The organism is Salinisphaera sp. LB1 (genome assembly GCF_003177035.1).
In the GTDB taxonomy this organism is placed as follows: Bacteria; Pseudomonadota; Gammaproteobacteria; order Nevskiales; family Salinisphaeraceae; genus Salinisphaera.
Map to the genome: position 1 here is coordinate 1,468,439 of NZ_CP029488.1, position 14,070 is coordinate 1,482,508.

Sequence of the window (14,070 nt, forward strand, 5' to 3'; positions counted from 1 at the left end):
CCCATGTGTCTGATCGTTCTGGCCTGGCAGGTCGACCCGGCCTGCCCCTTGCTATTCGCGGCCAACCGAGACGAATTCTACGAGCGGCCGACCGAGGCCGCGCATTGGTGGCAGACGCCGCCGGATCTGTTCGCTGGACGTGACCTGCGGGCCGGCGGCACCTGGTGCGGCGCGGACCGTCGCGGCCGTGTTGCGGCCGTGACCAACGTGCGCGAACCGGGTGCGACTGTCGCCACCGACCTGGTGTCGCGCGGGTCGCTGGTAGCCGATTATTTCGCCACCGACACCGGTGCGCGCGACTGGGCTGAGCAGGTGGCCGAGATCGGCGCCGCGTACGGCCCTTTCAACCTGCTGGTGGCCGATCCGGCGCGGCTTTGCTTTGTGTCCAATCGCGACAGCGCTGGCGTGCGCGATCTGCCGCCGGGTATCTTCGCGGTCTCCAACGGCCACTGGGGCGAGCGATGGCCCAAGACCGAACGCGCCGAACAGGGCATGGCTCAGCGCCTCGCCGCCGGCAACCCGGGTGCCGAATCCCTGTTCGATCTGCTAGCCGATCGCACGGCCGCGGCCGAATCCGAGCTACCGGATACCGGCGTGCCGCGCGCGCAGGAAAGATTCCTGTCGCCGCCCTTCATCGCCGGCGAACACTACGGCACGCGCGCCTCGACCGTGATCCAGCGCTACGCTGACGGTATGGTGCATTTTTACGAACGTGGCTTTGCTCAGCATGGCCAACCCGTGCACCGTATACATCAATCCTGGTCTGTTGGTTCCACATGAAACCGATTCGTCCCTATGGCAGTTGGCCGTCCTCGATCTCCGCGGCCCATGTCGCGGCTGCCGGCCGCAAGTTTGCCGATCTGAGCGTCGATCGCGGCGCCGCCGAAGGTCCGCGTCTATACTGGCTGGAAAGCCGGCCCGAGGAAGCCGGCCGCAACACGATCATGACGTTATCCGAGCATGGCGCCGTCTCCTGCCTGGAGGCGCCGGCTTCGGCGCGTAGTTCGGTGTATGAGTATGGTGGCGGCGCGTTCGCCGTCCACGCCGGCTTCATATGGTTCGTCAATGCGGCCGACCAGGCGATCTGGATGCGGGACCCGGATGGGCATCTGTCGGCGATCACCGACCCGGATGCCGATATCCGCTTCGCCGATCTGCAGTACGACGCACGATTCGGCCGCCTGATCGCCATCGCCGAGGATTTGGGCGAAGCGCTCGACGAACCGGTGGCCCGCGTTGTGAGTGTGCATCGCGATGGCCGTGTGCATACCCTCGCCTCGGGCCATGATTTCTATGCCAGCCCACGCTTGTCGCCCGATGCCGATCGGCTCGTCTGGCTGGCCTGGAATCATCCGAACATGCCCTGGGATGTCAGTGAGCTATGGCAGGCGTCGATCGATGACGACGGCCATGTCGGCGAGCCGCAGCCGTTGTGGCAACCGAACGACAACTCATTGTTCGGGCCGGTGTTCGATCCGGACGGGCGTCTGCATATCGTCGCCGACATTGACAACTGGTGGAATATTCATCGCGAGCGTGTGGGTGCCGCTGGTTTCGAGGCGCTGACGGCCGAACGCGGTGAGTTCGGTGTGCCGCAGTGGGTGTTTGGCCAGTCAACCTACGACTTCACCGACGATGGCCGCTTGTTCGCGTTGCTCACCCAGGCGGGTGTCTGGCATCTGGGCGAGGTCGATCGGGTGTCCGGCGCGTTCCATCGCCTGCGTCACGATAGCGATTTCTTCGAGCAGATCACCGCGCTCGGCGACCGGATCGCCGTGGTTGCGGCCAGTCCGTCGCGCGCCAAACATATTCGGCGGCTGGATTTCGAAGGCTCGGGCGAAGTGCTGCGCTCGGCCGACAGTCTGCCGGCCGACGCCGCCCTGTCGCGGCCGGAGCCGCTGAGTTGGCCCACCGGCGACGGCGATACCGCGCATGGGCTGTTCTATCCCCCGTCCAGCGAACGCTGGACGGCGCCGTCCGACGAGCGGCCTCCGCTGATTCTGAAGTGCCACGGCGGCCCCACCGGCGCGACCGACACCGCGCTCGATGCACGGATCCAGTACTGGACATCGCGCGGCTATGCCGTGCTCGATGTCAATTACCGCGGCAGCACGGGATACGGGCGCGATTATCGAATGGCGCTCGATGGTGTCTGGGGCGTGGCCGACGTCGAGGATTGCCAGACCGGCGCCGCCCATCTGGCCGAGGCCGATCGCATCGATCCCGAGCGCGTTCTCATTTCGGGCTCGAGTGCCGGCGGTTATACCGTGCTGTCGGTGCTGGCCTTCACCGACCTGGCGGCTGCGGGAGCCAGCTACTACGGCATCGGCGATCTCAAGCGGCTGCTGGCCTCCACGCACAAGTTCGAATCACGTTATCTGGAACGCCTGATCGGTCGCGATGAACAAACATTGATTGCGCGTTCGCCGCTATATCATGCCGATCAACTCGCCTGCCCGGTGCTGTTCCTGCAGGGCGGCCAGGACAAGGTCGTTCCGCCGGATCAGGCTGAATCCATGGTCGCGGCGCTTTCCGAGCGCGGCGTGCCCGTGGCCTATGTGCGTTTTGAATCCGAACGCCACGGTTTTCGTAATGCCGATAACGTGATGACCGCGATCGAAGCCGAGCGCAGTTTCTACAGCCGGGTGCTGCGGATCTCGGACGTCGAGGATCTCGAGCCGCTGACGATCGAGAATTTCGAAGACCTTTGACGCCCCCGGGCACGGGGGCGGTGATCGGCGGTGGCCACAACCGGGGTCGACGGTATCGCTATGCGGCCCGCTTCTGGGGTAGGCTTGATTGCGCACAAGCGTTTTTTCGTTCCTGGGCTCTGGTTTGTTAGTCGTTGATTACAGCGGGTTTGTTGCGCACGCAGCGGCCGGTCATGAAGCTATGCAGTCATTGTGAAATACGGTTCCCCGCGTTGGTATGCTGCAACGGTAATCGGTATCACCGTGATCGGGGTCACCGGCATGGTGCTTGTGCCCCGGGCGCTGGCCGACGATGTCGACGTCAAGATCAAGGGTATCGGCGACCCGCTCGAGAGCAATGTGCGCAAGTCGCTGTCAGTGGCCGGCAAGCACAAGCAGCCCTGGTCGCCCGATCAGATCAAACGCCTGTATCGACTGGCACCGAAAGAGATCAAGCAGGCGCTCCAGCCTTACGGGTATTTCAATCCCCGGATCAGCGAGCGGCTGAAGCAGCCCGGCAGTGATTCCAAGACCTGGAAGGCGAAATTCGACATCAAGCATGGGCCGCCCACCAAGATCACCAAGCTGAATATCGACGTCCGGGGCCCCGGTCGTGGATTGGATGCGGTCAAAAAGGCGCTGCATTCGACCCAGCTGGCCCAAGGCAAGCGTCTGATCGAATCCCAGTACTCGGACACCAAGAGCGCGCTCTACAATGCGGCCTACAACGCCGGCTATCTGGACGCGAAGTTCAGCCAGTCGGCGATCCGGGTCAACCCGAAGAACAACACCGCCGAGATCGATCTCGTGCTCGATACCGGCGAACGGTATTACTTCGGCCCGGTCACCTTCGACCAGCACTTGCTCAACGACAAGTTCCTGCATCGCTATGTGCCTTTCAAACCGGGCCAGCCCTACGACGCCGAGCAGTTGATCAACCTGCAATTGGCGCTTTCGAATACCGACTACTTCAGCCAGATCGAGATCCAGGCGCCGCGGGATCAGGCCACGCGTACCCCGGCGCTGCATCGTTGGTTCTATGATTTGCTCTACCCGCCACGGCATCCGCTGGAACCGATCGGCGAGTTGCGTGTCCCGGTGACGGTCAAGGCCAAACCGAGCAAGGGGCAGAGCTACAAGATCTCCGCTGGCTACGGCACCGATACCGGCCCGCGGCTTGGTCTCGGTGTGAAGTTCCCGCACATAAACCGGTATGGCCATCAGTTCCGGACCAACCTGCGTCTTTCGCAGGTGCAGCGCACCCTGCAGTCGGCCTATGACATCCCGATCGGCGATGTCACGAAGGATAAGCTCAGTTTCACCGCCACGATCAGCAATCAGGATTTCGGCGACATCACGTCAACGATCTACGGTGTGGGTGCCACCCGCGACACCAGCTGGGCCCTCGGCCGCAAGCGGGCTTATGTCAAGTTCGAGCGCGAGAACTACAATCTGGGGCACGGCAACCGTCAAAGCACACTGCTCTACCCAGGCTACAAAATTACATTGAAGAAAGCCGACAATCTGATGTTCACGCGCAAGGGGGTCAGCTTGTCGCTGGATGTGCATGGCGCCAGCAGTGCCCTGTTGTCGACCGCGAGTTTTGTATCAGCCGATTTCACCGGCCATGCGGTGCTGCCGATGACGTCCACCACGCGGCTTGTGCTGCGCACCGAGTTGGGTGCCATCGAGACCAACAATTTCAATAATGTACCGCCCTCCCAGCGTTTCTTCGCCGGCGGCTCCGGTAGCGTGCGCGGCTATGCCTATCAGTCGATCAGTCCGACCAACAGTAAAAATCACGATATCGGCGGGCGCTATCTGGCCTCCGGCAGCATCGAGGGGGACTGGTTCTTCTACAAGAAATTCGGTGTGGCGGCCTTCTTTGATGCGGGGGATGTCGAGAACAGCATCAGCAACTTCTCGTTCAGGAAAGGTGTCGGTATCGGTTTCCGCTGGGGGTCGCCGGTGGGCATGGTGCGGCTCGATGTGGCCCATCCATTGAATCACTCGAGCAGCAGCGTTCGCGTCGACTTCAGCCTCGGGCCCGATTTGTGAGTGAGTCGCAAGACAGCGCCGAACAGACGCGGCAACCGGAACCGAACAGGCCGCGCCGCCGGCGTTCGCGTGTCTGGCGTGTCCTCAAATGGGCGCTGCTGGTTCTGTTCGTCCTGGTTCTGGCTCTGGCTGGCCTGGTCTGCTGGGTCGGCGGTACGCGTAGCGGCACCGAGTTTGCCTGGCGCCAGGCCAAACAGTTCATGCCCGCCGATATTCACATCGCCTCGGTCAAGGGCCGGCTGATCGGGCCGCTGCACATCAGGGGCGTCGATTACGATACCGATGCCATGAAAGTGCATATCGGCTCGATCGATTTCGATATGGACTTCTCGGCCATTTGGCATCGAACCGTCCATATCAAGCATCTGGACGTGCATAACGTCGAGTACACCGTCACCCAGGCGACGCCGAAACAACCCAGGCAGACGAGCCAGCCGTTCTCCATGCCGAAGCGGATCCATCTGCCGGTCACGGTGATCGTGGACCGGGTGGCGGTCACCCACGTCACGGCCGTGACCGCGCCCAAGGCCAAACCTGTGAAGGTTGATCGTCTGCAATTAACCGGCGCTCGCCTCGCCAAGGCCCAGTGGCGCATTAAGTCCGTGACCGGGCACGGCCCGATGTTCGACCTGGACGCGCATGCCGCGGTCACGCCGAACAGCGGCTACAACACCAAGTTGCACGCCAAGGTGGATCTGCGTCTGCCCCACTATGCGCCGCTGTCGGCGACCGCCGACATTACCGGCAAACTCGATGACCTGCAGCTGGCCGCCAACGTCGCCGCGCCTTATAACCTCAAGCTCAACGGCCACGTCACCGACGCCCTGTCCAAACCGACAATCGACGCCGAGCTCCAGGCTCATGGCGTGAAGACCCAGGCGATCAGCAAGACACTGCCGCAGATCGCCGCGGATGCCGAGATCAAGGCCAAGGGCCCGATCGACGACCTCGGGTTGCAGCTGTCGGGTCACGTCGACAGCGCCGACTACGGCAAGGCAACGCTGGACGGCGGTCTGCACTACACACCCCAGGCCATCGACATCCATGATCTGAAGATCGGCGTGCCGGCGACCCACGGCCAGCTTACGGCCAACGGGACGGTCGCCATGGCCAGCGGCAACAACATGAATCTGACCGTGAACTGGTCGAATCTGGCCTGGCCGTTGTCGGCCAAGCCAGCGTACAAGTCCGGCCAAGGGAAGGTTCGGCTGACCGGCAGTCTCGACCACTACGATCTGAATACCAACCTGGTGTGGCAGGTGGTCGGCCAGACCCAGGGCAAGCTCGCCGCCCGCGGGTCCGGCAGCATGAAAGCGTTCGATTTGAAATCGCTGGATATTTCCGGCGGGCCCGGCCATATCACCGGCCACGCCCGGACGCGGTGGTCGCCCAAGCTCGATGTGAGGGCTCACTTGCAAGGCCGCCATATCAATCCGGGCGCGATCGTGGCCAACATCCCGGGCGACTTCAATCTCAATCTCGACGTTACCGCCACCCGGGTCGGCCAGCAGATCCATGCCGATCTGAAATCGCTGACCGCCCATGGCAGCCTGCGGCACCAGCCGCTGGACCTGAAGGCAAAGGCGCAATACCTGGGAAACCACGTCAAGGTCGATACCCTGCACCTGGTCGCCGGCGCCGCCACGGCCGACGTCAACGGCACCTTCGGCTGGACGCCCAACGCCAAGCTCGACGGGCAATGGTCGGTTCATTCGACCGATCTGTCGACGATCATGCCGGGGCTGGCCGGCAGCCTGCAGACCGACGGGCATGTGTCCGGCCGCTTCAAGGCGCCGGACATCACCGCCAAGCTCACCGCGCACCATCTCGATGCCTACGGCGACAAGGTGGCGGCCGCCGACATGAACGCCAAGGTGGATTGGTCGGGAGCGACGCAGTCAAAGGTCGATCTGACCGTAAACGGGATCGACGCCTCCGGCCAGAAGATCCGCAAGGTCGCGCTGAATCTCGATGGCACGCCGGCCAAGCATCGTTTGTCGTTGAAGCTGGACAGCGACACGGCCAGGGCCGATCTGGCACTGACGGGCTCACTGAACAAAAAGAGCGACCGCGAGCAGTTCAAGCTGCGCCGCCTGACCGCCGGTTACGGCAAGCTTGCGCCCTGGTCGCTGGCCTCGCCGGCCTCCGGGTCTGTTTCGGCCAAGGCTCAGTCGATCGAAAACGCCTGCCTGACCTCGGGCAGTGCCCGCCTGTGCCTGTCCGGCAGTCACGACGCCAAGCGCAGCAAGGGCCACGTCAAACTCTCCGATTTCAACTACGACTATGCCAAGCACTTCTTCCCGGCTGGTCTGAAGGTCACCGGGTCGGTCTCGGGGCAGGTCGACGCCAAGCTGCCCACGGGCGGCACGCCCCAGGTCAACGCCAATCTACAGACCTCGGCCGGGACGGTCAGCATGGCCAACGCCCAGAGCAAGAGGGTGAAGGTTCTGAATATGCAGCCCGGCCATATCAAGGCGAAGATGGCCAACAATGGGATGCACGCCGACGTCGACCTGCCGCTGGCCGGCAGTGACGGTATTCGTGCGCAGGCCCGTGTCGCCTCCGGATCCGGCAGCCTGATACAGCATCCGTTGCACGGCCGACTGCATATCGGCCTCGCATCGATGGCATTCCTCGCCAAGCTTTCGCCCCAGGTGGATACCTTCGACGGCCATTTCGCCGGCGACATGCAGCTTGGTGGGACGCTCGCCAAACCGACCGTTCGCGGCCGTATGGGGCTGGATGCATCCAAGGTCGTTCTCGTCACGCCCGGGTTGACGCTGACCGACGTGAGTTTGGCGGCACAGGGCCGGGGAAACACCATCGGCATCACCGCGGCCGCCAAGTCCGGTGGCGGCACGCTTAACGCCAATGGCAATATTTCGCTGGCCAATCGCGGTCAGACCGTCAATCTGGCGATCAAGGGCGATCATTTCCAGATTGCCCACATCCCGGATGTGACGGCCTATGTCAGCCCGGATCTCAAGGTCGCCGTCACCCCCGCGCGCGTGAACGTCACCGGCAGTGTGACCATTCCCCAGGCCGCGATCACGCCGAAGAATTTGCCGGCTTCGGGCGTGACCGCGCCGTCATCGGACCAGGTGATCGTGACCCACAAGGCCCCGGCCACCCAGGTCGCGGCACGCGCCATTCATGCCGACGTGAACGTCATACTTGGCAAGAAAGTACATATCAATGGCTTCGGCCTGAAGGCCGATCTGGGGGGCAACCTACGCGTGGTCCAACAGCCCGGAAACGAGCCGACCGGCACCGGGGCGATCCAGATCACCAAGGGGTCCTACCAGGCCTACGGCCAGAATCTGGATATCCAGAAGGGCAAGATCGTGTTCGCCGGCGGCCCGGTCAGCGAGCCCGGCGTCGATATCAAGGCCGCGCGCTATCCGACCAAGGATGTGACGGTGGGCGTGCACGTGCATGGCAGCATCAAGAACCCGAAGCTCGAACTCTTCTCCGATCCATCGATGACCCAGTCGGAACAGTTGTCCTGGCTGTTGCTCGGCCGGCCACTGAACGCCACCAATGGGCAGCAGTCGAGTCTGGTCGCCCGAGCCGCGCTGGCGCTGGGATCCTCTCGCAGCAACAAGGTATTGCAGAACATCGGCAACAAGCTGGGGCTGGACAATGTCGGTATCGGCGCCGGCGCCGGCAAGAGCAGTAGCGAAGCGGCGTTTACGGTCGGCAAATACCTGTCGCCGAAGTTGTATATCGGTTACGGCCTCGGCCTGTTCGACCAGGTCTCCACCGTCACCATGCGTTATACCCTGTCGTCGCACTGGACACTCGAGACCTCATCGAGCAGCCAGGCTACCGGTGGCGATATCATCTGGAGATTCGATCACTAAGAGCCTATTGCAATAGGCTGTTATTAATCCGGCATCAAAACAGCTGACTTCATCAGCTGTTTTCAACGCCTGCAAAAATAAAAGCCGGCGCCTGCCCGTCTTTTATTTTTGAAGGCTTCGCGGCCAATGGCCGCGGCGAGCATGAGCATGCGGTCGCGTACTCGCGCTATTAACCCGACAAATCATCTATTTTGTGCCGGGTTAATAGTGTTCAGTTCCGGTTTTCGCGCGACCGGCGCCGCAGGTAGTAGATCAGCCAGGCAATGCCGGCCAGCACGAGCACCAGCGCGAGCAGCGCCTGCTCGACATTCTGGATATGGCTGACTGCCTGGCCGATGGCGTCGGCCAGGTAATGCGCGATCACGGTGACCGTGGTCGACCAGATCAGCGTGCCGATGAAATCGTAGAACAGGAAACGCCACGGTGAGACGCCCAGAGAGCCCAGCACAAACGGCGTGAGTGAACGCATCGCCCAAAGAAAGCGAAAGCCGATCATGACGACCGCGCCGTAGCGCTCCAGCAGGGCCTCGATCTGGGTCGCGCGCGCATGCCATTTTGGGCGCTTGGCCAGCGCCGGCCGACCCATTTTGTGGCCGATGTGAAACCAGATGTTGTCGCCCAGAAGGGTGCCGATTGTCGCGGCAAGCCAGACGCCGTGACCGGTCAGTACACCGTTGTTCGCTGCCAGCATGCCCAATAGAATCGAGGCCTCGCCCTCGAAAAAGCAGCCGGCCGCGACCGCGAAATAGCCGTATTGCGCGATCAGGTGCCACAGCGTATGGATCATGAGTTCGTTTGCCCTGTTGCCTTCTTATGCCAGGCGTTCGCGCAGCCAGCGGCCAATGGTTGCGATTTCGGGCAGGCAGACCTGGTGTGCCATCGGATATTCGTGCCAGTCCACCGCATAGCCGGCTTCGGCGAGCCGATCCCGGCTGTTACGCCCCAGCGTGATGGGCACGACGGGATCTTCGCTGCCATGGGCCATGAAGATGGCGACGCCCCGATTGGCGTTGCTGGCTTCGGCGGCCAGGGCGTCATGCAGCGGCAGATAAGTTGAAAGCGCCATAATACCGGCCAGCGGCGCGCCGTGGCGCAGCCCGGTATGCAGCGCAACCGCTCCGCCCTGGGAAAAGCCCGCAAGCACGATCCGGTGAGCGGGGATGCCGGCCTCGATCTCGCGCGAGATCAGGGCTTCGATTTCGACCGCGCTGGCCTCGATGCCTTCGCGATCCTGCTTGTCGGCAATATCCACGCCCTTGATGTCGTACCACGCCGGCATGCGCATGCCGCCGTTCACGGTGACCGGTCTTTGTGGCGCGTTGGGGAACACGAAACGAATCGCGTGCTGCTCACCAAGCCCCAGTTCGGGGATGATGGGCACGAAGTCATTGCCGTCGGCGCCGAGGCCGTGCAACCAGATGACACTGGCGGTTGCCGCGGCCGGTGGCTGGATTTCAACGCAGTCGAGCATGATCATGTCCGTCGGGGGGTACCGATGGCGAAGTCTGGACAGCCCCTGAGCGACATGCAAGATCGGGAATGCGACGAAAGCAACACGCGGCCTTCGACGCATGGGCCAGTTGCGATAGTATCGGGCGCAGTCATATACACAACAACGACCCCGAGTCGTTTGGAGTTCCGATGAAATCACGCGCAGCGATCGCCTGGGAAGCCGGCAAGCCATTGTCGGTGGAAGAAATCGACGTGGCCGACCCGAAGGCCGGCGAAGTGCGGGTGCGCATCGTGGCCACCGGCGTTTGTCATACCGATGCCTATACCCTGTCGGGCAAGGATCCGGAAGGCTTTTTCCCGCGCATTCTGGGCCATGAAGGCGGCGGTATCGTCGAGGACGTCGGCGCTGGCGTGACCTCGGTGGCGCCGGGCGATCATGTGATCCCGCTGTATACGGCCGAATGCGGCGAGTGCAAGTTCTGCAAGTCGGGCAAGACCAACCTCTGTGGTGCGGTGCGCGAGACCCAGGGCCAGGGCGTGATGCCCGACGGCACCACCCGTTTTTCCCAGAACGGCCAGGATCTGTACCACTACATGGGTACGTCCACGTTCTCGGAATACACCGTCGTGCCCGAGGTGTCGCTGGCCAAGATCAGCCCCGAAGCCCCGCTGGACAAGGTCTGCCTGCTCGGCTGCGGCATCACCACCGGTATTGGCGCGGTCTACAACACGGCCAAGGTGGAGCCGGGCGCCACAGTGGCCGTGTTCGGCCTGGGTGCGATCGGGCTGTCGGTGATCCAGGGCGCCAAGATGATCGGTGCCGAGCGCATCATCGCCATCGACCTGAACCCGAGCAAGTTCGAGTTTGCCGGCCAGCTCGGCGCCACCGATTTCGTCAATCCGAAGGATTATGACGATCCGATCCAGCAGGTCATCATCGACATGACCGACGGTGGCGTGGACTACTCCTTCGAGTGCATCGGCAATACCGACGTCATGCGCGCCGCGCTCGAGTGCTGCCACAAGGGCTGGGGCGAATCGACCATCATTGGCGTGGCCGGTGCCGGCGAAACCATCGAGACGCGGCCGTTCCAGCTGGTGACCGGGCGCGTCTGGCGCGGTTCCGCCTTCGGCGGCGTGAAGGGCCGCACCGAGCTGCCGGATTATGTCGGCCGTTACATGTCGGGCGATATCAACATCGACGATTTCGTCACCCACAATCTCAAGTTCGAGCAGATCAACGAAGCCTTCGACCTGTTGCACGAAGGCAAGGCCATTCGTTCGGTGCTGCATTTCTGAACAAGGCGAGCCTCCGGGAGGTCCGCATGGATGTAAAACAGATCGACGAACACAAATCCTTCGGCGGCTGGCAGCGGCGTTATACCCATGCGTCCAGCGTCTGCGGCTGTGACATGACGTTCGCGCTGTATCTGCCGCCGGCGGCCGAGCACGGGCGCGTGCCGCTGGTCTACTGGTTGTCGGGACTCACCTGCACCGACGAGAATTTCGTCAACAAGGCCGGCGCACAGGCCGTGGCCGCCGAACTCGGCATCGCCATCGTCGCGCCCGATACCAGCCCGCGTGGCGAGGACGTGGCCGACGACGCGGCCTATGATCTTGGCCAGGGCGCCGGCTTTTACGTCAACGCCCGTCAAGCGCCCTGGTCGCGTCATTACCGGATGTACGACTATGTCGTCACCGAGCTGCCCGATCTGCTCGCCGATCGCTTCGGCGAGCAGATCGATCTGTCGCGTGAGGCGATCGCGGGGCATTCCATGGGCGGTCACGGCGCGCTGGTGATCGGGCTGCGCAACCCCGATCGCTTTGCGGCCATATCCGCGTTTTCGGCGATCTGCAATCCGGTCGAGGTGCCCTGGGGCGAGAAAGCCTTTTCGACCTATCTTGGCGATGACCGCAAGGCCTGGGCCGAGTATGATGCCAGCCTGCTTCTGACCCATGCCGATCACGCTGCGGCCCTGCCGCCGGTGTTGCTGGAGCAGGGGCTGGCCGACGGTTTTCTCGATGAACAGCTCAAGCCCGAGGCACTGGAGGCCGCCGCCACGAAAGCCGGCGCCTCGGTCGAGGTCCGGCGGCGGGACGGCTATGATCACAGTTATTTCTTCATCGCCACCTTCATCGGCGAGCACCTGCGGTTTCTTGCACGCCACATGGGCGTCTAGGCAGGGCGCGGGTTAGACTGTCGGGCTGGAACCGGAATACGAGTGTGCGCATGAAGCCCGTCATCCTGGCCCTGTTCATTGCCGTGGCGGCCGGCCTCTTGCTGGCCGGCTGCGGCCAGAAGGGCGCACTGTATCTGCCGGGCCACAACCCGAACCCGCCCAAGCCGCTGATCAAACCGCCGACATCGGGCCAATCCGGGCAATCTTCCGGCCGCGGGGCCGACAAGGCGTCGACCACACCGGCGGCGTCGAGCCAGCCCAACACAAACCGCGCCGAGCCGTAGATGGATCATTTCGAGTACCGAGACGGCGCGCTTTACGCTGAAAACGTGCCGGTGGCCGATATCGTGCAACGTTTCGGCACACCCACTTATGTCTATAGCGCCGCGACCCTGTCGCGTCATTATCGCGTGTTCGACGACGCGCTCGCGGGCATCGATCACGACATCTGTTTCGCGGTGAAGGCCAACGGCAACATCGGCGTACTGGGCGTGCTGGCGGATCTGGGCAGCGGTTTCGATATTGTGTCGGTCGGTGAATTGGAGCGCGTGATCACCGCCGGCGGCGATCCGGCACGCGTCGTGTTCTCGGGCGTGGGCAAGCGCGTCGACGAGATCGAGCGTGCACTGGAAGTCGGTATCGCCTGTTTCAACGTCGAGTCCGAAGCGGAGTTGGCGTGTATCGATGCCCTGGCTCAGCGCATGGGGGTTGTGGCGCCGATTTCCCTGCGCGTGAACCCGGATGTGGATGCCCAGACGCATCCCTATATCTCCACCGGCTTGAAGGAAAACAAGTTCGGCATCGCCATCGACCGGGCGGAAGCGCTGTATGCCGATGCCGCGGTCCGGGCCGGTCTGGCGCCTATCGGCGTGGATTGTCATATCGGCTCGCAGCTGACCACACTCTCGCCGTTTCGCGACGCGGTCGGTCGCGTCCTCGACCTGATCGATCGCCTGGCCGGGCGCGGTATTGAACTCTCGCATATCGATGTCGGCGGCGGTCTGGGCGTATGCTATCGCGACGAAACGCCGCCGACCCCGGCGGAATACGCCAGCGCCATCGCGGACATGCTGGGCGATCGCCCATTGAAGCTGATTCTGGAGCCGGGCCGCGTGCTGGTGGCCAACGCCGGCATTCTGGTCACGCGGGTGGCACTACTCAAGCCCGGAACGGCCGAGGATGACAAGCATTTCGCCGTGGTCGACGCCGCCATGAACGATCTGATCCGGCCCGCGCTCTATGCCGGCTGGCATCGTGTCGTGCCGTTGCAAATGAATACGCACGGCGGTCAGACACGCAGCTGGGATATCGTCGGCCCGATCTGCGAAACCGGCGATTTCCTGGCCCAGGGGCGTGAACTCACCCTGGCAGCGGGCGATCTGCTGGCGGTGCGTACGGCCGGGGCCTACGGCTTCACCATGGCCTCGAACTACAACGCCCGCCCGCGCGCGGCTGAGGTCATGGTCGTGGACGATGCGATGCACGAAGTCCGCGCCCGCGAAACGCTGGCCGATCTCATGCGCGGCGAGCGACGGCTGCCTTTTTCCTGAGTCGTTTCTGCTTCTTTGGGTGCATCATCAGGATATTTTGTCCGCAGATCGACGCAGATTCACGCAGATGGCGGTCGGCTGATGCGTCGTTGCAGTCTTCGTGGCGCCGCGATTTCTAGCGCTGCCGATTCTGGGTGAAACAACGCGAAACGGTTCGACAGTCGGCATTAAGCGTCCTTGGAACAACGCGCCCATCGCCGATGGCGCCCCGGGCGGTTATGGCATCGAAACCATAACCGCCATCTGCGTTGATCTGCGGATAATGTAACGAACGAAA

The 14,070-nt window shown here is 63.0% G+C and carries 10 protein-coding genes; 8 read left to right on the top strand and 2 right to left on the bottom strand.

Annotation, left to right across the window (positions count from 1 at the left end):
- Positions 1-3 precede the first annotated feature (3 nt).
- The 4 genes from SALB1_RS06660 to SALB1_RS06675 all read left to right on the top strand — a co-directional run bounded on the left by SALB1_RS06660 (position 4) and on the right by SALB1_RS06675 (position 8,611).
- On the top strand, positions 4-780 hold the full coding sequence (locus SALB1_RS06660) for an NRDE family protein (RefSeq protein ID WP_109993155.1): 777 nt from the start codon (positions 4-6) through the stop codon (positions 778-780).
- Complete coding sequence (locus SALB1_RS06665) at positions 777-2,711, top strand: prolyl oligopeptidase family serine peptidase (protein WP_109993156.1); 1,935 nt, start codon at positions 777-779, stop codon at positions 2,709-2,711. Before SALB1_RS06660 ends, SALB1_RS06665 begins: the two co-directional genes overlap by 4 nt.
- A gap of 192 nt (positions 2,712-2,903) precedes the next feature.
- A complete protein-coding gene (locus SALB1_RS06670) occupies positions 2,904-4,748 on the top strand; it encodes an autotransporter assembly complex family protein (RefSeq protein WP_145961260.1) in 1,845 nt (614 codons plus the stop codon).
- Positions 4,745-8,611, top strand: coding sequence for a translocation/assembly module TamB domain-containing protein (locus SALB1_RS06675; RefSeq protein ID WP_109993158.1), 3,867 nt, complete (start codon positions 4,745-4,747; stop codon positions 8,609-8,611). Before SALB1_RS06670 ends, SALB1_RS06675 begins: the two co-directional genes overlap by 4 nt.
- Positions 8,612-8,822: 211 nt before the next feature.
- Here SALB1_RS06675 and SALB1_RS06680 read toward each other — a convergent pair whose 3' ends face one another.
- Positions 8,823-9,398, bottom strand: coding sequence for a DedA family protein (locus SALB1_RS06680; RefSeq protein ID WP_109993159.1), 576 nt, complete (start codon positions 9,396-9,398; stop codon positions 8,823-8,825).
- Positions 9,399-9,422: 24 nt separating this feature from the next.
- Complete coding sequence (locus tag SALB1_RS06685) at positions 9,423-10,082, bottom strand: alpha/beta hydrolase (protein ID WP_109995309.1); 660 nt, start codon at positions 10,080-10,082, stop codon at positions 9,423-9,425.
- Between the two features lie 170 nt (positions 10,083-10,252).
- Here SALB1_RS06685 and SALB1_RS06690 point away from each other — a divergent pair, with 170 nt between their 5' ends.
- The 4 genes from SALB1_RS06690 to lysA are packed head-to-tail and all read left to right on the top strand — an operon-like array spanning position 10,253 to position 13,793.
- The gene (locus tag SALB1_RS06690; protein ID WP_109993160.1) at positions 10,253-11,362 is read left to right on the top strand and encodes an S-(hydroxymethyl)glutathione dehydrogenase/class III alcohol dehydrogenase; all 1,110 of its coding nucleotides are present in this window, start codon (positions 10,253-10,255) and stop codon (positions 11,360-11,362) included.
- A 26-nt stretch (positions 11,363-11,388) separates the two neighbouring features.
- A complete protein-coding gene (gene fghA, locus SALB1_RS06695) occupies positions 11,389-12,243 on the top strand; it encodes an S-formylglutathione hydrolase (RefSeq protein ID WP_109993161.1) in 855 nt (284 codons plus the stop codon).
- A 50-nt stretch (positions 12,244-12,293) separates the two neighbouring features.
- Positions 12,294-12,527, top strand: a complete 234-nt coding sequence (locus tag SALB1_RS06700; protein WP_109993162.1) for a lipoprotein — start codon at positions 12,294-12,296, stop codon at positions 12,525-12,527.
- Positions 12,528-13,793, top strand: a complete 1,266-nt coding sequence (lysA, locus tag SALB1_RS06705) for a diaminopimelate decarboxylase (RefSeq protein ID WP_109993163.1) — start codon at positions 12,528-12,530, stop codon at positions 13,791-13,793.
- The last annotated feature ends 277 nt before the right edge of the window (positions 13,794-14,070 follow it).